We start from the raw sequence: 23,912 nt of genomic DNA, 5'->3' as shown, positions 1-23,912 counted from the left end.
CATGACTTGCGAAAAAACCAACGGTCCTGAATACATGATCCTCTCCCCAGGGAATCCAGGGCCGAAGCATGTCGGTACGGGTTTTTGCGTTCAAGTCGGTGACACCCCGAAAATGGATGTTTTTATCTACATTTCAGATAGTTATCTGGTAACCACCCAAGTTTAACGGGACAACAGTGATCCCACGCCGCTTTTTGGCCTTGAGGTCCACGGCCTCGCCGGGTTGATAGTCCAGGTCGATGGTGAAAGCATCATCGACCTCATCCACGGCCTTGACCGGATAGAGCCCGTCATATTCTCGGGTGCCGGTCACCTGCACCTCGTCACCGATCTTGAGCTGGTGGCTGGAACAGGTGACCTTCAGCAGCTTATCGCCGGCCTTTTGGTAACCCACCACCATGTTGTCGAAGGTCAACCCGGTCTCTTTTTTCGGCACCACTTCCCAGAAACCGGCCTCGCTATTGCTGAAGGTGGCGGCGATCTCAAAGCTCTTGGTGCCGTCTTTTTCCTCAATGAGGCGTAACTTCAAGAACAGTTGATTGATCGTGGGGCGGCTGACACCACTCAGCTCGGCGATTTTTGAGGTGGACCCCAACCGTTGGACAGTTAGAAACCAAAAATAAGTTAAGAACGGAGAACAGTTCTTGAGAATCTTATTTCAGATGAATCTTAATAGATGATCACCCTGTCAGTCAAGCTGTATTTTCAATCAGCATAGAAAAGCATAAGTGCTCATGTGACACCATAATGCGTCTTTCCATTGCATGTCAGCATTTGATCACGCGTTTAGATTACCCCCTGTTCAGTACGAACATGAACGTGTGCTGGTGTGAGCCCGTCTAATGCGCTGTGTGGGCGTTCGTGATTATAAAAATGGAAGTACTGCTTTAACCCCTGGTAAAGTTCTAACACGCTCTGGTAATCCTTGAGGTAGATGTCTTCGTATTTGACACTCCGCCACAGCCGTTCGATGAAAACATTGTCTAGTACCCGACCGCGTCCATCCATACTGATCAAGATCTCCCGCTCTCGCAGGCAGCGCGTGAATTCGATACTGGTAAATTGACTCCCTTGGTCGGTATTGAAGATTACCGGGTGGGCCTGCTGGAGCGCCTCTTCCAACATCCTGACACAGAATAGGTGATCCAGCGTGTTTGACAGTGCCCAGGCAATCACGTAGCGACTGTACCAATCGATGATCGCCGCCAGGTACATAAAGCCGGTGACCAACGGGAGGTAGGTGATGTCCGTGGACCACACCAGGTTGGCGCCCTGTAACTCAAGGCCTTGAAGTAAGTAGGGGTAGACCCGGTGGGCCAGGTGGGGCCGACTCGTGTGAGGCTCCGGAACCGTGCCCTGGATACCCAGGGTGCGCATCAGACGCTGCACGCGCTTACGATTGACCACATGGCCCTGACTCACCAGCCAACGTGTCATTTGCCGACGGCCATAAAACGGCGTGCGCAGATACTGTTCGTCTATCAGGCGCATAAACTTCAAGTTCTCCTCGGATTCGACTCCGCAGGGCATGTGATAATAACTCGAACGACTCAAACCGATCAGCGCGCATGGCCTCCCAATGCTCAACTTAGGATGGTTCGGCTCAATGAGGCGACGCCGATGCTCCACCGAACTCACCCGACTTTTTTTTAGCCAATCCAACTCCATTTTCAAGCGCCCGATCTCTTCATACAGGGACGCTGTGAGTGCCGCCTCTCGAACTGGCTGCGGTGTGGACTTGCCGCGCCTGAAAGCCTCCGGTAGACTCTCGATTGCCTGCTTCTTCCAGGCACTGATTTGAACTGGATGCACCTGATACTGACTCGCCAATTCACTGGCAGTCTTCATCCCTTGAATGGCATCCAGGGAAACTTTTGCCTTGAATTCCGGACTGTGGAGCTTGCGGTTGTTGGCCATGGTTGATACCTCTCGTCGTGGTTGCTTTCGCCTCCCTTTCTTAACTTACTAACCTGTCCGATTTTTGGGGTCCACTTCATTGCCATGTCGCTGCAACCCGTGATTCTTTCCGGTGGGTCCGGAACCCGTCTCTGGCCCCTTTCCCGAGAGGCCTACCCTAAGCAGTTCCTCCCCCTGACCGGCAAGCACACCATGCTCCAGGAAACCGTCAGGCGACTCGATGGGATCGAGCTGGAGCATCCCCGCCAGGCCATCGGTCTGCTCGACCCTATCGTCGTCTGCAACGAGGCCCATCGCTTCCTCGTCGCCGAGCAACTCCGCCTTTTGGACCGCCGACCGGCCGCCATCATCCTCGAGCCCGAGGGCCGCAATACGGCACCCGCCCTCGGCCTCGCGGCGGCGACGGTGGACGACGGCCAGGATCCAGTCCTGTTGGTGATGCCCGCCGACCACGATATCCGCGACGGGCACGGCTTCCGACAGGCAGTAGCGGACGGCTACGTCCTGGCGGGGCAAGGAGCGGTGATCACCTTCGGGATCGTCCCCGATAAGCCGGAAACGGGCTATGGCTACATCCGCCGGGGCGACCGCTTTCCGGCTCAGGGGACCACGGGTGGGACTCATGTCCTCGCCGCCTTTGTCGAGAAGCCGGATGCAGCGACCGCCGAGGGTTACTTACGCAGCGGCGACTACCTTTGGAACAGCGGAATCTTCATGATGAAGGCCTCGCGCTGGCAAGGGTTGCTGGAGCGTTTCCGACCCGACATCGCCACGGCCTGCGAAAAAGCCTACCGTGGAGGCGCAACCGACGGGGACTTCCGGCGCCTGGACGCGGATGCCTTTCACACCTGCCCCAGTGATTCCATCGACTATGCAGTCATGGAGCAGCTGGCCGAGGGGGTGCCGGAAGGGGACACATTCGCCCTCGTGCTGCCGCTGGATGTGGGTTGGTCGGACGTGGGCGCCTGGTCCGCCCTGTGGGAGGTTAGCGCGCGGGACGCTGCCGGCAATGTGCTCGACGGCGATGCCTTCGTCCACGACGCGCGCGACAATCTACTGATATCCCAGCACCGCATGGTAGCGGCCGTGGGCGTGAATAACCTGATCGTGGTGGAGACGCCGGACGCGGTCCTGGTGGCGAGCAAGGAATCGGCCCAAGACGTCAAGGCCGTGACCCAGTTCCTCCAGCACGAGCAGCGCAGTGAGTATCGGCATCACCAGCGCATGCACCGGCCCTGGGGCAACTTCGACTCCATCGGCTTCGGCGCCCGCTATCAGGTCAAGCACCTGACGATCAATCCGGGCGAATCCCAAGCCCTGCAGATGCACCACCACCGGGCCGAGCATTGGATCGTGGTCTCGGGCACGGCACGGGTCACCAACGGCGAGCAGGTCTTTCTGCTCACGGAAAACGAGTCCACCTATATCCCCATCGGTACCAAACACCGCCTGGAGAATCCGGGGGCGATACCCCTGGAGATCATCGAGGTCCGGTCCGGAAGCTATCTCGGCGAAGACGACATCGTTCGTTTCGAGGACGCCTACAACCGCATGGAAGGCGAGCTCTGACATGGGCTTCAAATGCGGCATCGTCGGTCTGCCGAACGTCGGCAAATCGACCCTCTTCAATGCCCTGACCAAGGCCACCGTCGCCGCGGAGAACTATCCCTTCTGCACCATCGATCCGAACCTGGGGGTAGTCCCCCTGCCCGACGCCCGGCTCGACGCCATCGCCCGCATCGTCAAGCCCGCAAACGTCATCCCCACCAGCATGCAGTTCCTGGACATCGCAGGCCTAGTGGCCGGTGCCTCCAAGGGCGAGGGACTGGGTAACCGGTTCCTGGCCCACATCCGGGAGACGGATGCCATCGCCCATGTGGTGCGCTGCTTCGAAGACGACGGCCTGGTGCATATCACAGGCGAAGTGGACCCGATACGCGACATCGAGACCATTAACACGGAGCTGGCCCTGGCGGATCTGGAGTCGGTGGAGAAGGCCCTGGACCGAGCTGTCCGTCAAGCCAAGACCGGAGACAAAAAGGTCCTGCCCCGCAAGGCCCTGTTGGAGCGACTGCGCGACCATTTGGACGCCGGCGGGTCGGCGCGTTCTTGGGCGCAGAACGATGACGAACGCCGGGAGCTGCGCGACCTGTTCCTGCTCACCGCCAAACCCGTCATGTACATCGCCAACCTGGACGAAGACGGCTTCGAGGACAATCCCCTGCTGGATGCGGTACGCGGGCTGGCGCGGGATGAAGGTGCCGAGACGGTCCCCGTGTGTGCCGCTATCGAGGCGGAGATCCTGGCGCTCGAGGCCGATGAGCGCGCGAGCTTCCTCGCCGACCTGGGGTTCGAGGAACCGGGTCTGAACCGGCTGGTACGCGCCGGCTACCGCTTACTGGACCTGGAGACCTTCTTTACCACGGGACCTAAGGAGGTACGGGCCTGGACCATTCCCCGGAATGCCAGTGCGCCCCAGGCCGCCGGTGTTATTCACACCGATTTCGAGCGCGGCTTCATCCGCGCCGAGGTCATCGCCTACGAGGATTTCGTCGCCTGCAAAGGCGAGCAGGGGGCCCGTGAGGCAGGCAAGCTGCGCTCGGAGGGCAAGGACTACATGGTCCGGGACGGGGACCTGATCCATTTTCGGTTCAACGTCTGACTTGACGCTATGCTCCCCCGATCGCTAATATTTTGTCCCCATCCTGGCTACGTAGCTCAGCAGGTTAGAGCGCGGCACTCATAATGCCGTTGTCGGTAGTTCGAGTCTACCCGTAGCCACCAAATACCCCGGAGCCCGTAGGATGCGGTGAGCGCAGCGAACCGCATCAAAAGGGAAACAAGGAAGTTACGAACCACGCCGATCCGCGCAAATCCCTCTGCGAGTTTTTCGGCTTGCCTGCCTGCTCAGGCGTACAGGGCCTCTTCGGTAGTTTCAACAATGATCTCAAGCGGTGGCAGATTATCCGGATCCGCATCCTTGGCCCGGATATTGCTCATCATTCGTGAAAATGCGTGTTCATTCGTGGTTCTAGTACCTCATTTCGCTCGATATTGCGGGTAGAGTAGCTTGAGCTTGATACGAACTCTCCCACCTGCAATGCTATGAATTTGCAATATCACATGAAACTAGGATCCTTGAGGGACCCGGAGCTTTACAAATGAGTCAAGCTTGTGCGCGGCACAAAAAATCGAGTAGTAACCCTTTAGTCCCCTTCGACTTTAACGCCAGGGCGCAAAGACGCAAAGAGTATTTTGGTTTGCTTTGCGTCGTGGCGACTTTGCGCCTTTGCGTCAAACGACAAGGACAGGGATTCACACCAAGGTTAGGTTTGTGCCGATCTGGCTTCCAGACCAAAATTCATGCCTTGTTGGTCTGAGGCGGAGCCTTGCTGGGTACTAGTACCTAGTTTCGGTCGCTATTGCTGGTCCCCACACTGGAGCGGGTAAGCCAAGCGTGTGAGCCAGCAGATACTGTGAACTTGCAACATCGGTCGAAACTAGGTACTAGGGTGTGTTGACATTTAGCGAACCGCATCAGCCAAGTAGATAGGGATGCGTCATGCCCGGAATCGGGATCGGGATCGAAATCGGGATTTCGATTGCGATCCCGATTTCGATTGCGATCCATGAGCGACTTTCTTTCTGCCGTCGAGATGGGATGACCACATGGCCAGTCCCGGCGCCGACGTCGCTACCTCCCCCTTCGATCTTGATCGACCCCAAGACTACGCGCTGTGGCGGGAACGCAAGCTCAGTGAGTACCCAGCCCGGCTCGAAGATTTGATCGTAGAGGTCCGTAACCCGCGCCGGCTGACACCCGCTGAGGTCGAAGCCCTGCGGGCCCGTTGCCGCCGTGCCAACATGGCCATCTATGCGAGCCCTACCGGCGATGATCCGGACAAAGAGCTCCCACGACAGCTCGGCATCCAGCTTGGCCTGCTGCGCCCGGATCACAACCTGGGGGCGGACCAGGACGCCATCAGCTCATTGACGGTCCGGTCCGATGCCCTACATCAGGGCTATATCCCCTACAGTAACCGTCCGATCACATGGCATACCGATGGTTACTACAACGCACCGGACCGCCGGATCTTCGGGATGTTGCTGCACTGTGTCCGGCCGGCGGCAGCCGGCGGCGAGAACTATCTCCTAGACCACGAGATCGCGTATATCTTGTTGCGCGATCGGAACCTGGAATTCGTCCGCGCCCTCATGCACCCGCAGGCAATGACCATCCCGGCCAATAAGGCGAACGGGAAGGCGTTGCGTCCGGATTGCCCCGGACCCGTCTTCTCGGTGCACCCGGCAGGTCACTTACACATGCGCTACACGGACCGAACGCGCAGCATTCATTGGTGGGACGATCCCCTGACGACAGAGGCCGTCTCCTGCCTCAAGGAGATACTGCATGGCAGGACCGCCTGGCACCTCTCGGCCAGATTGGAGGCCGGTTGGGGCCTGGTGACCAACAACACGCTGCACACCCGGACCGGGTTCGAGGATGGCGAATGTCCGCGCCTGCTCTACCGGGCACGTTACTATGACCGGATCGCCGATACCTGACAGGTATTCTCTGGCGCAATACAGTGCACGAAAATCAAGCCCATCGGTCGGGTCAGGCCAGGGCGACGGAGGTGGCTGGCAGACGGCGGATGGCGCCAGCTTATCCGCCCTACGCAGGCTCCATAGGTAAGTAACATGCTGATAATACGGCCCGAACAGATCCGGCAACTGCACGAATTGCTGGACGAGAAGTATTGTCTGGAACTAGGCGACTACTTCCGAACAACCTATCCGCAGCAGACCGCAGAGCAGGATGACGAGGCGCTGCTGGAGATCATTACTGCCAGCGTAAGGCATGCGCGCAGTTTGAACATCGTAACTGCCGACGCACTCCTGCGTTTTGTCGGCATTGCCGTGTTGGTCAACCCCAGGTTTTATGACGACGCCAAGGTCAAGGAGCTGTTCGCGGAAGAAGCGATCGACGCGGATTACAAAGTCCATGTGTTGTCGGAACAGCTCATAACCGCATTACACGCCGCGTCCGAATCCTGAACCCGGTCAGGACCCCCGAACGGCAAACGAGAGAAAGGCAGACGAGACGACGCATGGCGATACCCGCGGCAATCGGCGTCTGGGAGCTCGGCGCGCTGGCGGCGGGCGGATTGGCGGGGCTCTTCGTAGCCAGTCCCCAGGGCCGGGAGGCCGCTCGCGAAGCGGCGCGCGCCACCGCCGAGGCGCTCGAAAAACTGCGTCCTGTTCCCGAATCCGACGCCGGGCAAAGGTCCGAACCCATCCCGCGGGGGACTACTCAAAGCTGTTCAGGCCAGCCCGACTGCGGAAAGGAAATGTGCCCCGTGTGCGGGAAACGGCCCAATCCAATGCCGGGCGTTACGCCGGCCTATGTACATGGTGACCTGGTGCCACAGGACAGCGAGACACTGCCGCCGCTGACCAGCTACAAACGCACGCGTATCCGGGTTCAGAAAGCGACCGTTTACCAGCGGCCGGACAAATCGCTGGTACATCGCGACAAGCTCCATAAGGGTAAGGGGGCCGAGATCGAGGTGTATGACCGCCATGGCCGGCACATGGGTGCCATATGCCCCCACTGCGGTCATCCGCGCAAAGGCCCGAAGCCGGGTCGGAGGCTCAAACTCTGAATCGACACAGACCCATGTTGACACTCACCCACCAAGAATCACTGGCCTTCTATTGCGATGTCGCCTTCATGCGCTTGGCCAACCGGCCGGCCCAGATCCTGGTCGATGCCGACTACGACCGCGCGTTACTCATCGACCTGGCCGCGCGCAGCACCAGGACCATCCCCTTCGCGCCGGCCGTGAACGAGTTCATGATCTACAGCTGGCTCGTGGCGCCGGACGGTTCCGCGTCTTATCTCACCAGCTCCGAACCGGTGGACTTCGGACTGCGCCTGGACCATAACCAGGGCACCGCGACCCGGTTCCATTTTCCGTATGAGTCTTCCCGGCTAATTGGACCCTGTTGGCAGACACCGCCGCCGCTGCAGATCCTCGATTCCAACGGTCAGGTACGGACCCTCGACAGTACGCGGGGCATCGTCTATGCCTCAGCCGACGTCTTGCAACAGGAGCCGGCCAAGAGCTATCTCACCCTGCGTCCGCAGTGGCCCCCCCACAAAGGCGCCTATCGGGGCCAGGGAGTTTATGTCTCCGGTCGACAGCAGACGCTCATCGGTTATCTCCCGCCGCCCTTATCCCGGCAGCCGGCCTTGTTGGCACCTCAAGAAGACGCGAGCGCCATCGATGTCACACATTATATGGACAACCTCTTTGTCTGTTACGAAGAGCGGGTCGAGCAGCATGTGGGCGAGACCATGAGAACCGTCATCGAGGCCCCGTCGGATCGCTATTTGATGGGCGTCGATGTGGTCATGGTGGGCGACCAATCGATCTTGTGCGTGCTGTGTGCAACCCAGGATCAGTCGGCCCAGCCGAGCGGTTTCATCGAGCTGTATCGGTTGACGCCGGAGCAGCGGCAGACCACCGGCTAGCCAGCCACCTCCGTCGCCCTGGCCCGACCCGACCGACGGGCTTGATTCTCGGGATGAGTCGGCTCAATTGAGAACACCCCCTGGCCCGACAAGGGACAGACAGCGAACCGCATCTACGGGCTGTTGCATGGAAAGCCGCCCGGCCTTTCCTGGCCGGTGGAAACGGTTATCATATGGAAGAGAAGATCCGATCAGCGCTTCGCCATCGCCTGCTCGGCCCACAGAAACTGCAATACCTTGCGGACGTACTGCTGTGTCTCCGGATAGGGAGGAACCTGGTTACCGTGCTTGACGACGGCATTCTCCCCGGCATTGTATCCGGCCAAGGCCAAGCGCAGATTGTTCCCAAACATCTTGAGCAGAAATCGTAGGTATTGCGCGCCCCCGCGCACGTTTTGGGCCGGGTCGTAGGGATCGGACACCTTATATCTGGCCGCGGTGGCAGGCATAAGCTGCATCAGTCCGATTGCCCCTGCGGAGGAGACAGCCGTTGGATTATAGGCCGACTCGGCCCGTATGACGGCGTGGAGCAATTCCGGACGGAGCTTGAACCGGCGCGCGGTGCGTTCGATCAATGCGGCATACCGCTTGCGCCTGACCGAAAGCTGCTTCGATAGCGCTGGAATCTTATTTGATGGAACCGGAAGACGGCGGCGGAAAACGATGAACCTGTTGTTGCTCTCCTCGATAAGCTTCTTGGTAGCACGTTTCCATTCCAGATGATACTTACTGCCCTTGAGCGGTGCATCGGTGAAATAAAGCTTGCCGTCCGCGTCTAAATATCTATAGAGATCACCGCTGCATGGAAATGGAATCCCAATCAGCACCAACAGTAATCCGGGTATTACATTTTTCATGATTCGCTTTCGAGGACCCTGATGCTCACATCGCTCAAGAATTCAGCACCGCTTCCACATCGCTGTTGCCGGCTCGTACTCTCATCGGCTGCGCATGATATTCTCCCAAGCGATTCCACTTGACTCGCAACCGCTCTCGGTTTATTGTAAGCCATTGGATTGCGATGATCGCCACGGAGGTGTCGATTCTTCCGGAATAAAGCTCTTTTATCGCTTGCCCCATATTGATTACGGTTACCCGGGTATCCTCGCCTTCCTCACGCAACCCGTGAATGCCCCCTACCAGTGCCGCATCAACATGCCCGCAGAAAAGCCGAACCCTATCCGCCGCGGTGCCTGGGCTGACATGGTAGGCCCCAATCGGCTCCAGGTCCAGCACCTTACACCCTGCCTCTTCCATTGCCTCCCGCCGCACTACCTCACTCGCATCCTCACCCGTTTTCAGGACGCCTCCCACTGGCTCCAGGGTCCAAGCCCCCCGCCCGTGTTCCAGCGCGCCGATACGAAACTGCTCCACCATGACGACTTGATCGCGTGTCGCATCGTAAAGAATCGCCGCGGCTGAATTCAAATACTCCATACGCTCACGTTCAAGGATCGGACCCCAACCGCCCATAAAAAGACTATGCCGCAGCCGATAGCGCGTCAGCCTCAGAAAACCACTAAAACAGCGTTCTCGAGCGATGACCTCCAGTGCGTACCTCATTCCGGTTGTATTTTAGATTTCCACTTCTATAATTGGCTCATCGTGACATCTAACTCAGCGTGTGGAAAGTATGAATCGGCGCCACTTCCTCGGACTTGCGTTATCTGCGGCCACAATGCCGGCACTCGCGAAAAAGCAGAGCTACCGACCGCGTATCCTTTCCTTTTACCACCGCCACACGGGAGAAAAGGTCAAGGTCGCCTATCGTATCGGCAATTTCTACCAACGCGACGCATTGCAGGCGCTGAACAACTTCATGCGCGACTTCCGAACCGATGACGTCACCATGGTAGACCCCAAGCTGTTCGACCTGTTATACGAGCTCAACGGACGTCTCGGCCACCCCCGGGGACCGATCGAGATCCTCAGTGCTTACCGTTCGCCCCGGACGAACGCCATGCTGCGCAGTACCTCCCGACGGGTCGCGCGCAACAGCCTGCACATGCAAGGCAAGGCGGTAGACATCCGCCTTCCCGGTATATCCGCCCGCTGGGTACGCAATTCCGCCATCTCATTGAACCGAGGTGGTGTCGGCTTCTACCCCAGATCCAACTTCGTACATGTGGACACCGGGGAGGTCCGCCGCTGGGTCGCCTGACGAGGGTTAGATGAGGGCTTAGGAGTCCCACGCGATCCGGGCACTTGCGCCAACCGCTCCTCGGAATTTTCCCCCGATTCTTAAGTGCGATTGTAGCAGAACTTATCAGGAAAGCGAGTTATCTTTTTGTAAGGCCTACCATTAACCGCAAGCTTGCGGCCGGTCAGTGACAACCGCCCATCTCCGCTGGCACAGTTAAGGGAGCATGAACGAGTTCGAGTCCGGGAACGCCACGGTGGTTGCCTCCGACATCGTCAACCGGTTCGCCTTGCCTACCCCGGTCAGCGGCGTCAAACCCCACGGCGGTGGCTTGATCAATGCCACCTTTCTCGTTACCACCGAGGATGCTCGATATATCCTGCAACGGATCAACGACGCGGTGTTTCCGGAACCGGAGCGGATCATGTCCAACCTGTCGGTGCTGGCAGGACACGTGGCGGCTCATACCGGATCCGGGCTCCGCATTCCGGCCCCCATTGCGGCCTGGGACGGACGGTCTTTCGTTCGGGACGGACAGGGTGGGTTCTGGCGTCTCATGGAGTTCATCCCGAACACCCGGGGGCTTGCGCGCATCGAGGATCCGGAACAGGCCCGAGAGGTGGGTCGCATCCTGGGTCGCTTTCATGTCCTCGTCAGCGACCTGCCCGCAGAGCGGCTTGCGGTGACCCTGCCCGGATTCCATGTCACACCGGGCTATCTGGAGCGATTCAAGCAGGTCCTGGCGACGTGCACCACTGTTCATCCGGAGGCGCTCTCCCGGGCCATCGCTTGCGTGACCGCGCGGCAGGCACAAGTCGATGTGCTCGAGGCAGCACGGCAAGACGGTTATCTCCCGGCGCGCGTAATCCACGGGGATCCAAAGCTCGATAACATCCTGTTCGACCGCGTAACGGGGCGCGCGGTGAGTCTGATCGATCTGGATACGGTCCAGGCCGGACTCGTCCATTACGACGTCGGCGATTGTCTGCGTTCCTGCTGTGGTCGTGGTAAGGGGTCCGCCGGCACCAGGTTTGATCTCGACCTGTGCCGGGCAATCCTCGGCGCCTATGCGGACGAGGTCGGAGATCTGCTCGATACGGCGGAAATCGAGTTGCTGTTCGATGCTATCCGTCTCATTCCCTTCGAGCTTGCCCTGCGCTTTCTGACCGATCACCTGGAAGGCGATCGTTATTTCCGGATTACCGAGCCGGGGCAGAACCTGCGCAAGGCCGGCATCCAGCTCGCGTTGGTGGAGGATATCGAGGGCAAGGAGCGTGAGATCCGCGCCATCGTGGCGGCCTGTTTCGGACGCGGCAAAAGTGCCCCTTGAGGAAAAATCCTGCCGCTATCCGAACTTCCGGGGCCGGAAGTCCCCAGGGTTGACGATAGCGGCGCTGTCGCCCGTGGCCCGAATCACGAATAACCTCTGGTGTCGCTAAAAGTTTTCCCCGCAAGCAGCGAGGTTTGCCGCCGACCGGTTATCAGTTTTAGAGGTGAAAAGAGTTTAGATCGGGGTAGGGAAAGGATCAAAACAATCTGGGCATCTTGCTTAAGTGTTGCGGCGCAGGGGCAACACCCGGGGCGTTCCGGCTTGCAGGTCTTGCTCGCGTTGGCGTTGCAGGAGCCGTCTCAAGACCGGTGGAAACTCGCTCATCAACCGCCGCTGGGTCTCTTTGAAGTCGGCAAAATAAGAGACGATTTCGCACGCAACCGGGCCGTTCAGCGACTCGCGCTCCACAGCCGGTAACGGCTGCCAGGCGATACGAATCAGGCGTCCCCCCGTTCCGTCCTGATGCGCATAGCCGCCCTGGCTGTCCACGAAAATGACCTCCCCGGATTCCACCACGGCCTGGAATTGCATGGAACGGATGGGAATGAATAGGCTTTCGCGGCCGCTTCTCTTGAGCAGTAGCTGTAGATCATTGTACACGGCGGCCGGCAATGTGCTGCGCTCGCGGGTATGCTCCGGCGGGCGGAAGAAGGTCTCGCGGACATAGTATCTGGACATCAGGTCTTCGGTCAGCGGGTCAATCGTCGTCGTCGAGCTCCGGGGTCCAACCTTCCGTTCGGGCCCGCTGCACCGCGGCCTCGTAGATACGCTGGTGACGCTCGCGCAATGGTGGCGGCAGACGGGAGACCAGGTGGCCGTATGGGGCCCAGGCCTTGGTGACCTTGTCATACAGGGCGTCGATGCCCTGCAGGGTCCAGCCCGCACAGGTCTCGGTTTCGGGGATGATTCCGAATACCCAGGCGTCCCGGATAATGTTCCCGGTCGGCGTCATGCCGCCTTGGGGGTCTTTATCGATCCCCTGATAGGTCTTGGGGTCGGTCATGGGCGAAGGGTCCTTGTATGGGGTTGGCTGCCATTGTGGCCGAACCGCATGGCAAATGCCAAACGTAGGTCTCGTAGTGTCGCCCGAGCTCCATGGATATACTATGCCGATGCATTACCAGACCGACGATCTGCGCATTTGCGATATCAAGCAAGTAGCCGCACCCAAGGCCCTGCAGAAGGAGCTTCCCGTCAGCGAACGAGCGGCACGGACGGTTTACCATGCCCGCCGGGAGATCCGGCGCATCCTCCAGGGCGAAGACGATCGGCTGCTGGTGGTGGTCGGACCCTGCTCCGTCCATGATCCCCAAGCGGCCATGGAGTATGCCGAGCGGCTGGGCAACCTGCGCGCCGAGGTCAAGCGGGAGCTGATGATCCTGATGCGGGTCTATTTCGAGAAACCCCGCACCACGGTAGGCTGGAAGGGCTTGATCAACGACCCGGACCTGGATGGCAGCTTCGAGATCAACAAGGGATTACACCTGGCCCGCAAGTTGCTGCTGGATCTGGCGGAGATGGGCATGCCCGCGGGGACCGAGTTCCTGGATCTCATCAGTCCGCAGTATGTTGCCGACTTGGTCAGCTGGGGTGCCATCGGCGCCCGCACCACGGAGAGCCAGGGACACCGGGAGCTCGCCTCGGGCCTCTCCTGCCCCGTCGGATTCAAGAACGGCACCACCGGCGCGGTGAAGATCGCCATCGATGCCATACATGCCGCGGCCCGGCCCCACGTCTTCATGTCCCTGACCAAGGAGGGTAACTCGGCGATCTTTCGCACCCGCGGGAATGAGGACACCCATATCATCCTGCGCGGTGGTCTGCGTCCGAACTATGACGCCGAGAGCGTGAACATCGTCGCGGAGGAAATCACCGCGTCGGGCCTCACGCCCAAGGTCATGATCGACTTCAGTCATGCCAACAGCCGCAAGGAGCCATCCCGGCAGATCCAGATCTGCCAGGACGTCGCCGGCCAGGTTGCGCGTGGTGACGAGCATATCATCGGGACCATGATCGAAAGCCACCTGGTCGCCGGCCGTCAGGACCCGTCTCCCGCCACCGAGCTGGTCTATGGGCAGAGCATCACCGATGCCTGTATCGGATGGGGCGATACGGTGCCGATGCTCCACGAGTTGGCCAAGGCCGCGGTGAGTCGGCGCGAGTGCTGAGCAAGAGGGGCCTCGCGGTCAACCCGCTGCTTCAGCGCAGCGCTTTCAATCGAGCCTGGCCTGCCCTTGATGGATGAGCCGTTCGGAGCGTTCAACGGCTACACCAAGCTACGGATCGAGAAGGAAGTCGCCTGATTGAGGACTCCTTCGGCCTCGTGGAACCGGCAGTCAATCAGGGAAATACACACCGCGCCTTTGGACTCGGCCTCGGAGATCGGATTGGGCCTGCCCGGCATTTCTCGTGACCTATACTGCCACACGGCATAATCTGCGCATTTCACTCCCTCTCCCTCCGGGAGAGGGCGGGGGTGAGGGGGAAATTCAAAAGCTCGGATTGTGCTGTGTGGCAGTATATAAAGATGAAGCTGATTCAGAGAGCTAGAGATGACAAAGTAGAATTAACCGCCGATCCGAAGAATGCCAGGACGGTAAGGTCTTCCTCGATGTCGAAGAAGGCGTGATCGCAGGAGGCCCGAACATACATCAGGGTGTCTTTGACGATGAGGTGCTCCGCACCGTTCACCCGCAGACGGCCCCGACCTGCAACCACCAAATAGAGCTCATCTTCGTCGTGGGGTGTCTGCATATCCTTGGAACCGGCGGGTAGGTGATAAATCGCACAGCTCATCGATGGGGTCCGCAGGAACTCGTGAAAATCGACCGTGCTGCGATCGATTGCCCTCACCAATTCAGTCAGCTGAAAAACCTGCCAGTCTGGTTTAGCCATTGCCCTTATCCAAGTTAAAAACACAATTGAACATGCTGCCGGTTTCGATCCTGGGGCTAAACAGCGGCCATCCTCAGTGGGTTGTTTCCCGTAGGACATCCGGGCCACGATTATTCTCGGCAACCGGGGTTGTCGCAGACGCCATAGATGACGAGGGAATGGTCCTGAATGACGAATCCATGTCGTTTTGCGACGGCATTCTGACGTTTTTCGATGATTTCATCGACGAACTCCACGATCTTCCCGCACCTCGCGCAGACCAGGTGGTCATGGTGTTTGCCGCAGTCGAGCTCGAATATGGATTGGCCGCCTTCGAAGTTGTGCCTGCACACCAGTCCGGCCGACTCGAACTGAGTCAGCACCCGGTAAACCGTGGCCAGCCCGATCTCCTCGCCGTTCTCCAGCAGCATCTTATACACATCCTCGGCGCTGACGTGGCGTTTGTCGCTCCGTTCCAGTAGAGCCAGGATCTTTACGCGGGGTAAAGTGATCTTGAGCCCTGCCTTCCTGAGTTGTTCGTTCTGCAACCCCGACCCCCCTCACGGTATCACTCACCCCTACCTGGTGTGACGGCTGAGATGCGATCTTCAAGGATATACCCTTTGGGGAGGATTTTCCCGCGTCTTCAAGGCGGACGACAGGTGTGGAGTCGAACGATGTCGCTGTTGCCGCAACGCAGAAGGCAGACGGAAAGACAGATACGATGGTATGTTCTTTAACAATCACCTCAGCACAGCTTAAAGGTGCCCCCGATGGCTGAACCCGCTTACCGCAACGCCGGCTACGAAGATATCCTCGCCCTGCCGGAACATCGGGTGGGAGAGATAATCGGTGGTGAGTTATACAGCCATCCGAAACCGGCACCCCGGCATGCCAGGGCCTATTCCGCGTTGGGCTATCTGGTCGGCGGTCCATTCGACGGGGGCCGAAATGGTCCGGGCGGTTGGTGGATTATCGACGAGCCGGAAATCCATCTGGCCGGCGATATCCTGGTTCCGGATATGGCCGGTTGGTGTCGCGAGCGGCTTCCGGTCCTACCGGACAGTGCCTGGTTCGAGCTGGTGCCCGATTGGGTGTGCGAGACCCTGTCTCCTGCCACCAAGCGCACCGACCGGGCGCTCAAGATGCCCCGCTACGCCCGCGAAGGGGCAGCTCACCTGTGGCTGGTGGACCCGGACACCCATACCCTGGAAGTGTATTCATTACAGGACGACCGACATTGGCGATTGTTGAAGATACTGAAGGGAGATGACGAGGTCCGCCAACCGCCATTCGAGGCGGTTGGATTCTCCTTGGGAAATCTTTGGGCCTAGGGCGTGCTGACATTTAAATCTAAACCAGCCTGAACGGCCATTTTTCATCTGTGAAATGGCCGCAACACACTGTCATCCCGACCGGAGCGAGGGATCTTAAGATTCCTCGCTCCGCTCGGAATAACAAGTTCCCCGAGAGTTCGCTGTACGGACCTTTTTAAATCCTAATCGTCTACGATCAGAACTCCGCGGTCAGACGCATACCGAAGATCCAGCCCTTGGGATCGTCCTGGCGGGGATCGGTCTTGAGGAGCTCGTCTTTCATGTACTGGACATCGGCGGTGATGGCCGTATGTTCGTTGAGGACCGCGCGGTAGTAAGCCTCAAAGACCTGACTCTGATCGATGCTCTGATTGCCGCCGTCGAGATAGGCATAGCCGATGCCGATGTTGTCGTCGTCCCGGTTCCAACCGCTGCCGTCGAGGTTGAAGCCACCCGAATACAGGGACTTGTAGTCCACGGCGGCGTCATCCTGCTGCCGGGAAACCCGCAGGAAGGCGCCGACGACCTCGCCGAATGCCTGGTCGAACGACAGGCCATAGCCAAGGAGACGCTCTTGTTTCTTGCCGGCCGGATCGAGAAATTCAGAGGAAGTCCCCGTGAGGGTAAAGCGATAGTTACCCTCGCCCATGGCGGTCTCGGGATGGTATCCGATCTCGAGGCCCCAAAAGTTGTAGTTGCTGCCGTCATCATTCTCGCCGATGTTCATCCCTAAGCCGGTGAGCCTCCAGTCCCCGTATCCCAATTCCAAGGCGGCGCCGGTATCGTAAGAGCCCAGGTTATAGCTGCCCGAGTTCACGAAGACCTCATTCATGAACTGAGTGAACTCGTCGTTGGCGTACTGGTTGCCGTCGATATAGTCGGTGGAATCGATAATGCCGATGGACGCGCCCAGGGTGTTCCCGTCCCCGAAGGCATGGGTGTATTTGTACCAGGCGGTGAGGAGGTAATCACGATTGCGCCCGTTGATGTTCTCCAGGTCGTCCTCCAGATCCGCCGCCCAAGGCGCAAGGTTCCAGGGCGATACCTGGTTTAGGCCATTGTCCGCCGCAAACCCGACCTTGGCGAAGAACTCGTGGGCGTCGCTGGGGCGGTAGCTGATCTCGAACTGGATAGGCATGCCGCCACGGCATTCGTTATCGAACCCATCCAAGGGCATCCCGTCGCCCTCGGAGGGCAAGCGGGCGGAGACACTTTGACACTGCCCGGTAGCCGCCAGAATACCGTTGATTGACAGCTGCTTGCTCAAGTCTACCGCCTGTGCCGGTAGCGTTACGATAAAGACGGGTACTGCCAGGAACCGGAAATAGCTCGGTTTCATGTTTCATTCTCCCAACTACATGGCTAATGTGCCGGCTGTTCCTGATATTCCCGGCCCGCCACCTGTTCCAAGGCCCGGGCAAAGGAGGAGATGCCGGAACTGGGCAGCAAAATGCAAGGCTTCCCCTGGCGTTTGCACAGGCGTTTCGCCCGGCTATAGGCGTTGTGGCTGACGCAATCGGTGGGGCAAACCACCGCGTCCGCGGTAGCCAGCATGGCGTCCAGGCGCCTTCGGTTGTCTTCCATTCCCCCGTCGTGGTGCATGAAACGCCCGTTGAAGCGGTCCACTAGCGCCCGGTAGTGTTCGGCCAGATTGCTGCGTCCGCCGATGCAGAGGATTTGCCGCTCGGCGAGATCGGGACAATTCGCGCACGATGCGGAGTCGCAATCCTCACAATCGGGGGCAATCTCGCGCAGCAGCAGGTTCTCCATGGCCAGGCATTCGGCCGACCGCTCTGCCAGTGCGACCTCCAACTGCCGGGTTCGTGTCTCCAGGCCGTGATACCGCTCCTGCCACTCTCGGATCTGTACCCGGGCCTGGGCATGGCGGTGGTCGGCATCCGCCAGGGCCGGCTCCAGCCGCTCGACCCGCTGTCGCAGGTCCGCCAGCTCCTGCCCGGACTCCAGCGTCCGCAGCCGGGTCTGGGCATCGTCCAACTGGGCTTGCGATCCCTCGGTCTCGGACAGGCGCTCCTGTAAGACCTGGATGCGACGCGCCTTGTCTTCCAGCTGTAGGTGAGTGCGGCGCACCGTCTCCTCATAACGTGCGCGTAAGGCGCGCAATTCGCCCCGGACCTCGGTCAGCGCCTCGAGGTCCACATGGCGGCCGGTGCCAATCTGGTGGGACAGCATGTGCATGTCTTCATAGGCGAGGGAGATCGCCCGCTCCCCACTCTTGGGATGGGTCATGAGCGCCCAGAAGGCTCCGGGGGCTTGGCCCTCGGCCAGAGCCGTCTGCCACATCGCGATGACGGCGGCTTCCTCCTTGGCCTTGGTAAAGTGCCGGACATGAGCGGCATATTTCTTCTCCAATGCCTTGTGCGCACCGATAGAGAGGGAATTCTTCCCCTCGGCCGCGGCGACAAAACTCGAGTGCACACCATAATCGCTTATGGGTTGCTCAGAGCTGTGCCCACCCTTGGCGGCGATACGCCGCAACTCGCTTACCTCCAGGCAGGTGCCGATGATCTGGCAGTGAAACTTGCCGGGCAGGTCCCAGAGCTTACGTCTGCCGGGCTTGGATGGCGGCTCATCGTCCGGGTGCTGCGACTCGAATAATGTTGCTTCTTTTCCACCCTTCCACACTGCATCCAGGGCGGATATCACCTCTTCCGCAGTCTGCTGTGGATCGTCCGCACTACCGCCCTGTAACGCCAACAGCTGCATACAGGCCTCCCCCTCCACCTCTATCAACAACCGCTGGTTGTCAGCGTCGTATACCGCCAAACGTGGGGGTGACTGTTCCACTTCGAATAGGAGTCTATGCATACCAGGTATCTCCACGAGCCCACATCCGCAGGCAAAAATAGCTCGCAATCATGGGGTCGGCGACTAAAGTACCTCAATATAAATATAAATGCAAATGCAAATCGTTATCGAAAACAATCCCAGCGAAATCGAATTGCTCGCAGGCGACGACCTGGCGCGTGGCCTCGTCGGAAGAGAACTGGCCCGCGGCGGTGGGCATTTTCACCGGCGTGCTGGCCAAGGAGGCGGTAGTCGGCATCTGGATTTCATGTACACGGCTATGGCTGAGACAGAAGCCGCTGCAGCCGGAGAAATTGCCGAGGGAGAAGCTGGATTCAGCCTATGAGGTATGTATACTGATTTACTGTCGCATTTTTCGGCGATTAAAGATCTACGTTTGGACAAGAACCAGCGCGATGATTTGGAAGAAATTTTGCGGTTGTGTCTTTGCGCGGTGGTCAGTGGAGCGGAAGGCTGGGAAGGCATCTGGACGTTGAGCCGTACCCAGCTGGACGGGTTGCGTCAGTTCTTGCCTTACGCCAACGGGATTTCCTCGGCAGACTGCTTGGGCTGGGTGATGGCGAGGCGATCACAGAACGCATTCCAGGACGGTTTCGTGGCGTGGACCCGCTCGGTCGCCGAGCTGAGCACGGGCGAGGTGGTGACGATCGACGGCTGTCAGGTCCCGTGAGATTCCCCTGATGCGAGAATCCGCAAGGTATGACGAGCGATCATTTCTTCCTCGTCGGTCGGGATGACCCAGACCGATGGTGCGGTACCCTGGATCTGACACATATCCTATAACCGTTCAACCTTCCCTTCCGGATCCCGATCTCAAATCTGACTTAAGGAGGAAACAATGACGCTATTCTCAAGTCGCTCTGCTATCGTCAGATGGTTTCCAGCTGTGATGCTGGTCTGTATTTTGATGGGATTCGGGCCGCGAGGCCTGGCCCAGTGTCAGTCTCGAACGTTCGACGCCTACGAAACGGCCATCATCGAGATTTATATCGCCTACTATGGCAGACCACCGGATGTCGGCGGTCTCGACTACTGGGCGAAGCGGCTTGAGGCCGAAGGCAACTCTCTGGTATCCATCATCGATGCCTTCGGTACCTCCGAGGAGTTCGAGAAGCGTTTCGGCGGGATGGACAACGAGCAGCTCGTCACCAACCTTTATTTCCAGATGTTCGGCAGGGATCCCGAACCAAAGGGTCTCGCCTACTATGTGAGCAAACTCCAATCCGGTACAAGCAGTCTGCCGCGTATCAGCCTGGACATCCTGTATGGTGCCCGGAACGAGGACCGTACTGTGTTGGACAATCGCGCCGCGGTTGCACATGACTTCGTGACTCGGCTGGAACGGCACCGGCAGGGCTATACCGACGCCGGGTTGCTGCTTTGTCACGCTCAGGTCGAGGCAAGCGATCTCGGCGAGATCTGTGATGCAGGCGAGCGCATCATTGCCGCTAAGCCGACTGTCATCGACTACCGCATGAGCGGACTCAACGTCGGTCCTTATGTGTGTCCGGAGCGCAATTATCGGACTGGGGAAGTCAAATATCAGGACCCCGCCGATGGTAGGGATATGCGCATGCGTGCGGGGCAATTGGACGCCTTGCTGCGGGTCGTCGCGCCCCACACCCGGTGGGTCCGTACCTTCGGCTGCACGAACGGTTTGAATGAGCTTGCCCGCCGCGCCAAGACACACGGGCTTAAGGTTGCGCTGGGGGCCTGGATTGACCGCGATTTAGAGACGAACCAGCAGGAGATCGACTGCATCATCGATGCCGCACGCAATGGCTGGGCGGATAGGTTGGTCGTTGGTAGCGAAGTACTCATGCACAATGACCTACCGCTTGATGAACTCGTGGTGTTGATCGAGCGAGTCAAGGCCGAGACCGAGCTGCCTGTGTCACATGGGGCCGTCACCTTCTCCTACCGAGGAAACTCTACTTTGATCAATGCGGTCGATTTCGTTTCAGCCCACATTTATCCGTTCTGGGCGCGGGAGGGAATCGACGGTGCCATGACCCTTCTCGACGCAGCCTTCCGGGACCTCCGATCTGCTACGGGCGGCAAGGAAGTGTGGATCGGCGAGACCGGTTGGCCAAGTGCGGGAGAAAGTTTAGGAGCGGCGGTCGCTTCTCAGGGAAACTTCTCCCGGCATTTCCAAGAGTTTGTATCCTGGGCCCGGGCCAACGCAGTCAACTATCTCTACTTCGAAGCCATGGATGAGCCGTGGAAAACGCCCAAGCAAGGGACCAACGGTGCCCATTGGGGAATCTGGGACAAGTATGGGGCCATGAAGCCGGGCATAGCCGATGTTTTCTCCAATCCTTGAGTGAAGGAACGTGTGAGCTACCTGTCTGGCTGCCTGTTGTCAGACAGGTCGCTAAACAGGTTGGTTTACTTAAGGAACCTTAGGTCGCGTTTTGAATCCGCAGATTACACAGATTATGCATATTGCATAGTCAAAGAATGCAAGCAGCTGCGACAATCTGCGGATAAAGGATGTCGGTCAGGCAGTCCAGTGCAACGACGGGGTTGGTAGGCGTGGGCTTGGCCGTACTTTAGGATCCCCACGCTTGTGAGTCGGCTGGAGCCCACTTCGGCACCGGCAAGCCGGCACTACCGGGTTTCGCCCTCACTCCCAACCCCATTTCCCAAGGGAGAGGGGAAACTGCACCAGCAAGCCGGCGCCTACAGCCATGACCTCTCTGCCGCCAGGCAGAGGGGCTACTGTTGCAGCGGGTGCCGACTGGAAATTGAAAATTATACGCACTCGCCCTGGCCTTGCGACCTGGCAAGCGATCGCCGGCTTAGGTTACGAAAAGTCACACGGAGCCCCCATTCCAGTGATAAATACAGCGCCTTCCCCGGACCCTAAGCCCCTGGATCTCGACGACTTGATAGCCCGTATTCGGGAGGAGACCCGGAAACAGGACCAGGCCCCCACATACGGTGCTGATCCGCAGCAACCAGGTCTTGAATCTCCCTTTCCGCAGGAGCCGGCATCCTATTTCGGCTTGTTTGCACAAAAACAGGAGCCGGTATCCTATTTCGGCTCGTTTGCACAAAAAGAGGCCTATCGACTCCGTGATTTTCTCGCCGTTCCGGAAGCGAATTTCCTTGCCTATGCCTATCAGGCGATCCTGAAACGGACACCTAACGAAGCGGATTATCGATTCTACCGGACGGGCCTCTATGCTGGTGGAAATCGGGCCTTTGTGTTGGCGAGTATCCTCTGGTCCGAAGAAGCGAAACGGCATCGGGTGCGGGTACGTGGGTTGCGGTGGACTGCTCTGTTCAAGCCGCTACCTGGAAAGCGCCTGTTGAAACCTGTGCTGGGGGCCTGGGAAAGGCTCATCTGCGCCTTCGACCCTGGCCTCGACCTCGTCGTTGAGCTGAATGAGCTACGTCGGAGGTTAGAGGAATTTCACCAGGACCTATACCAGAACCTGCACCAGGCGTTGCAGGAGCGCGATTGCTACAGCATGCAGTTCAAACGCCGGCTCGAGCACTTACAGCACCAGGCATGCCAGACCGCTTCCCGCCTCGATGCCGTTGCTTCCCAGACGTGCGCTGGCGTTGCGGATAGGGGCGGGGCAAGTGTGGCCGAGGATCTCGGATCCCCGACACAAGTGGCGCCATCTGAGGTACCGGAACAAACGCCGGAACGGGCACCCTAGGGGGCGTTCTCAATTGAGCTGAATCCTCATGAAAATCAAGCATATCAGGCCCATGCAGCAGCGGCTACGAGTTTCCGAAACACTCCGCGGCGCGGAGCTTCTGCGTTCCCACGCGGCGCGTGGGAACGAGAGAAACCATCTGAGATACCGGAGCCGGAACCGACACAGCGGGATCTTGCCCGCGAAGCGGCTACACCAGGGGCTCCCGGCGGTGGGTCGGGCCACGACATCAAAATCCGCAAATCGGACCTGATAGCATGAAGATTCTGGTAACCGCCAATATTGTGCCCTTCATGCCGGGGGGAGCCGATTACCACATTGAGGGTCTGACAGCGGCCTTGCGCCGGCACGGTCACGACGTGGTGTGCCTGCGGTTTCCGTTCCGGTTCTCGCCGCCCGCGGCCATCTCCACGTTGATGGATTTCTGTGCGGATTATGACCTCAGGGAGCCGAACGGGGTGCGGATCGATAAGGTCATCAGCCTGCAGTTTCCCGGTTACGGGGTGCTCCACGACGACCATGTCCTGTGGCTTATGCACCAGCACCGCGCCGCTTATGAGCTCTATGACGAGACCCGGGCGACCCCGGACGAGCGGCGGCTGCGTGACCGCATCCGGGTCTTCGACGACCGGATGATCGGTCGCATCAGGCACCGTTTCGCCAATTCAGTCCGCATCGCGGAGCGTCTCCGCCACTTCAACGGGCTCGACGTGGAGCCCCTTTATCACCCGCCGTACAACGCCGATCGCTTCTTCTGTAAGCCGGCTTACGGTTATATCTTCTTCCCTTCCCGTCTGGAGACGCTGAAACGCCAGGATTTGCTCATCGAGGCCGCGCGCATGACCCGGAGCCCGGTCGGCTTTCTGATCGCCGGCGCCGGCGGTCATCAGTCACGTTACCAACACCTGATCGAGACCTACGGGCTGGGGCACAAGGTACGCCTACTCGGACCCATCAGCGAGAAGGAGAAGCTGGTCTACTATGCCCGCTGCCACGCCGTCTTCTTCGGTCCGCACGAAGAAGATTACGGCTATGTCACCTTGGAGGCCATGCTCTCCGCGAAGCCGGTGATCACCTGCACGGATTCGGGGGGACCACTCGAGCTCGTCGAGCATGAGCGCACCGGTTTGATTGTCGATCCGGAGCCCACCGCCGTGGCGGCCGCAATCGACCGCTTGTACCAAGATAGCGCACTAGCGGTCGAGCTGGGGCGGGCCGGGCGCCGGCGTTACCGGGAGCTGGAGATCAGCTGGGATCGGGTCGTCGCGCGGTTGCTCGGACCCACCGCTGGGACCTGAGG

At 59.2% G+C, this 23,912-nt stretch carries 26 protein-coding genes and 1 tRNA gene; 16 read left to right on the top strand and 11 right to left on the bottom strand.

Annotated elements, in window-relative coordinates:
- Positions 1-133: 133 nt before the first annotated feature.
- Both E1958_RS12165 and E1958_RS12160 read right to left on the bottom strand, forming a co-directional pair.
- Positions 134-529 (bottom strand): hypothetical protein, encoded by a 396-nt coding sequence (locus E1958_RS12165; RefSeq protein WP_133512115.1) that lies wholly within the window; start codon positions 527-529, stop codon positions 134-136.
- A gap of 257 nt (positions 530-786) precedes the next feature.
- Positions 787-1,917 (bottom strand): IS3 family transposase, encoded by a 1,131-nt coding sequence (locus tag E1958_RS12160; protein WP_133512114.1) that lies wholly within the window; start codon positions 1,915-1,917, stop codon positions 787-789.
- An 84-nt stretch (positions 1,918-2,001) separates the two neighbouring features.
- Here E1958_RS12160 and E1958_RS12155 point away from each other — a divergent pair, with 84 nt between their 5' ends.
- The 7 genes from E1958_RS12155 to E1958_RS12125 all read left to right on the top strand — a co-directional run bounded on the left by E1958_RS12155 (position 2,002) and on the right by E1958_RS12125 (position 8,455).
- On the top strand, positions 2,002-3,486 hold the full coding sequence (locus tag E1958_RS12155) for a mannose-1-phosphate guanylyltransferase/mannose-6-phosphate isomerase (protein WP_133512113.1): 1,485 nt from the start codon (positions 2,002-2,004) through the stop codon (positions 3,484-3,486).
- A gap of 1 nt (position 3,487) precedes the next feature.
- Positions 3,488-4,579 (top strand): redox-regulated ATPase YchF, encoded by a 1,092-nt coding sequence (gene ychF / locus E1958_RS12150; protein WP_133512112.1) that lies wholly within the window; start codon positions 3,488-3,490, stop codon positions 4,577-4,579.
- Positions 4,580-4,624: 45 nt separating this feature from the next.
- Positions 4,625-4,701, top strand: a tRNA-Met gene (locus tag E1958_RS12145).
- 885 nt (positions 4,702-5,586) lie between these two features.
- Entirely contained in the window at positions 5,587-6,483 is an 897-nt protein-coding gene (locus E1958_RS12140) for a TauD/TfdA family dioxygenase (protein ID WP_133512111.1), read from the top strand.
- A 135-nt stretch (positions 6,484-6,618) separates the two neighbouring features.
- Complete coding sequence (locus E1958_RS12135) at positions 6,619-6,975, top strand: hypothetical protein (RefSeq protein ID WP_133512110.1); 357 nt, start codon at positions 6,619-6,621, stop codon at positions 6,973-6,975.
- Between the two features lie 53 nt (positions 6,976-7,028).
- A complete protein-coding gene (locus tag E1958_RS12130) occupies positions 7,029-7,583 on the top strand; it encodes a hypothetical protein (RefSeq protein ID WP_133512109.1) in 555 nt (184 codons plus the stop codon).
- Between the two features lie 14 nt (positions 7,584-7,597).
- Positions 7,598-8,455, top strand: a complete 858-nt coding sequence (locus E1958_RS12125; RefSeq protein ID WP_133512108.1) for a hypothetical protein — start codon at positions 7,598-7,600, stop codon at positions 8,453-8,455.
- 191 nt (positions 8,456-8,646) lie between these two features.
- Here E1958_RS12125 and E1958_RS12120 read toward each other — a convergent pair whose 3' ends face one another.
- Positions 8,647-9,312, bottom strand: coding sequence for a lytic transglycosylase domain-containing protein (locus E1958_RS12120; protein WP_133512107.1), 666 nt, complete (start codon positions 9,310-9,312; stop codon positions 8,647-8,649).
- Between the two features lie 34 nt (positions 9,313-9,346).
- Positions 9,347-10,018 carry an NUDIX domain-containing protein gene (locus E1958_RS12115; protein ID WP_133512106.1) on the bottom strand — a complete coding sequence of 224 codons (672 nt, stop codon included), beginning with the start codon at positions 10,016-10,018 and terminating at the stop codon, positions 9,347-9,349.
- Positions 10,019-10,088: 70 nt separating this feature from the next.
- Between E1958_RS12115 and mepK the strand changes: the two genes are divergently transcribed.
- A complete protein-coding gene (mepK, locus tag E1958_RS12110) occupies positions 10,089-10,616 on the top strand; it encodes a peptidoglycan L,D-endopeptidase MepK (RefSeq protein ID WP_133512105.1) in 528 nt (175 codons plus the stop codon).
- A gap of 205 nt (positions 10,617-10,821) precedes the next feature.
- Entirely contained in the window at positions 10,822-11,925 is a 1,104-nt protein-coding gene (locus E1958_RS12105; protein WP_133512104.1) for a phosphotransferase enzyme family protein, read from the top strand.
- 219 nt (positions 11,926-12,144) lie between these two features.
- Here the strand turns inward: E1958_RS12105 and E1958_RS12100 are convergent, their stop codons facing one another.
- Entirely contained in the window at positions 12,145-12,603 is a 459-nt protein-coding gene (locus E1958_RS12100) for a hypothetical protein (protein ID WP_133512103.1), read from the bottom strand.
- Positions 12,604-12,622: 19 nt separating this feature from the next.
- On the bottom strand, positions 12,623-12,928 hold the full coding sequence (locus E1958_RS12095) for a hypothetical protein (protein WP_133512102.1): 306 nt from the start codon (positions 12,926-12,928) through the stop codon (positions 12,623-12,625).
- Positions 12,929-13,037: 109 nt separating this feature from the next.
- On the opposite strand from E1958_RS12095, the gene E1958_RS12090 reads away from it, so the two are divergent.
- Positions 13,038-14,093 (top strand): 3-deoxy-7-phosphoheptulonate synthase, encoded by a 1,056-nt coding sequence (locus E1958_RS12090; protein ID WP_133512118.1) that lies wholly within the window; start codon positions 13,038-13,040, stop codon positions 14,091-14,093.
- Positions 14,094-14,191: 98 nt separating this feature from the next.
- Here E1958_RS12090 and E1958_RS12085 read toward each other — a convergent pair whose 3' ends face one another.
- The 3 genes from E1958_RS12085 to fur form a co-directional block, all read right to left on the bottom strand.
- Entirely contained in the window at positions 14,192-14,374 is a 183-nt protein-coding gene (locus E1958_RS12085) for a hypothetical protein (RefSeq protein ID WP_133512101.1), read from the bottom strand.
- 89 nt (positions 14,375-14,463) lie between these two features.
- On the bottom strand, positions 14,464-14,820 hold the full coding sequence (locus E1958_RS12080; RefSeq protein ID WP_133512100.1) for a cupin domain-containing protein: 357 nt from the start codon (positions 14,818-14,820) through the stop codon (positions 14,464-14,466).
- 110 nt (positions 14,821-14,930) lie between these two features.
- Positions 14,931-15,347 (bottom strand): ferric iron uptake transcriptional regulator, encoded by a 417-nt coding sequence (gene fur, locus E1958_RS12075; RefSeq protein WP_133512099.1) that lies wholly within the window; start codon positions 15,345-15,347, stop codon positions 14,931-14,933.
- Between the two features lie 225 nt (positions 15,348-15,572).
- Between fur and E1958_RS12070 the strand changes: the two genes are divergently transcribed.
- Entirely contained in the window at positions 15,573-16,133 is a 561-nt protein-coding gene (locus E1958_RS12070; protein ID WP_133512098.1) for a Uma2 family endonuclease, read from the top strand.
- A 178-nt stretch (positions 16,134-16,311) separates the two neighbouring features.
- On the opposite strand, the gene E1958_RS12065 is transcribed toward E1958_RS12070, so the two are convergent.
- Both E1958_RS12065 and E1958_RS12060 read right to left on the bottom strand, forming a co-directional pair.
- Positions 16,312-17,454: a carbohydrate porin gene (locus E1958_RS12065; protein WP_133512097.1), complete on the bottom strand. Its 1,143-nt coding sequence runs from the start codon at positions 17,452-17,454 to the stop codon at positions 16,312-16,314.
- A gap of 23 nt (positions 17,455-17,477) precedes the next feature.
- Positions 17,478-18,941, bottom strand: coding sequence for a DUF2325 domain-containing protein (locus tag E1958_RS12060; protein WP_133512096.1), 1,464 nt, complete (start codon positions 18,939-18,941; stop codon positions 17,478-17,480).
- Positions 18,942-19,029: 88 nt separating this feature from the next.
- Here E1958_RS12060 and E1958_RS21305 point away from each other — a divergent pair, with 88 nt between their 5' ends.
- From E1958_RS21305 to E1958_RS12035, 5 genes are all read left to right on the top strand, one after another.
- Entirely contained in the window at positions 19,030-19,266 is a 237-nt protein-coding gene (locus E1958_RS21305) for a hypothetical protein (protein ID WP_243448437.1), read from the top strand.
- A 3-nt stretch (positions 19,267-19,269) separates the two neighbouring features.
- Positions 19,270-19,611: a transposase family protein gene (locus tag E1958_RS12050; RefSeq protein WP_133512094.1), complete on the top strand. Its 342-nt coding sequence runs from the start codon at positions 19,270-19,272 to the stop codon at positions 19,609-19,611.
- 237 nt (positions 19,612-19,848) lie between these two features.
- Positions 19,849-21,264, top strand: coding sequence for a DUF4214 domain-containing protein (locus tag E1958_RS12045; RefSeq protein ID WP_166664644.1), 1,416 nt, complete (start codon positions 19,849-19,851; stop codon positions 21,262-21,264).
- Between the two features lie 514 nt (positions 21,265-21,778).
- Positions 21,779-22,612: a DUF4214 domain-containing protein gene (locus E1958_RS12040; protein WP_165741977.1), complete on the top strand. Its 834-nt coding sequence runs from the start codon at positions 21,779-21,781 to the stop codon at positions 22,610-22,612.
- 257 nt (positions 22,613-22,869) lie between these two features.
- Complete coding sequence (locus E1958_RS12035) at positions 22,870-23,910, top strand: glycosyltransferase family 4 protein (RefSeq protein ID WP_133512091.1); 1,041 nt, start codon at positions 22,870-22,872, stop codon at positions 23,908-23,910.
- Positions 23,911-23,912: the final 2 nt, after the last annotated feature.

Source organism: Candidatus Thiosymbion oneisti, from assembly GCF_004359955.1.
In the GTDB taxonomy this organism is placed as follows: domain Bacteria; phylum Pseudomonadota; class Gammaproteobacteria; order Chromatiales; family Chromatiaceae; genus Thiosymbion; species Thiosymbion oneisti.
This window is presented reverse-complemented; position numbering and strand designations above follow the sequence as displayed.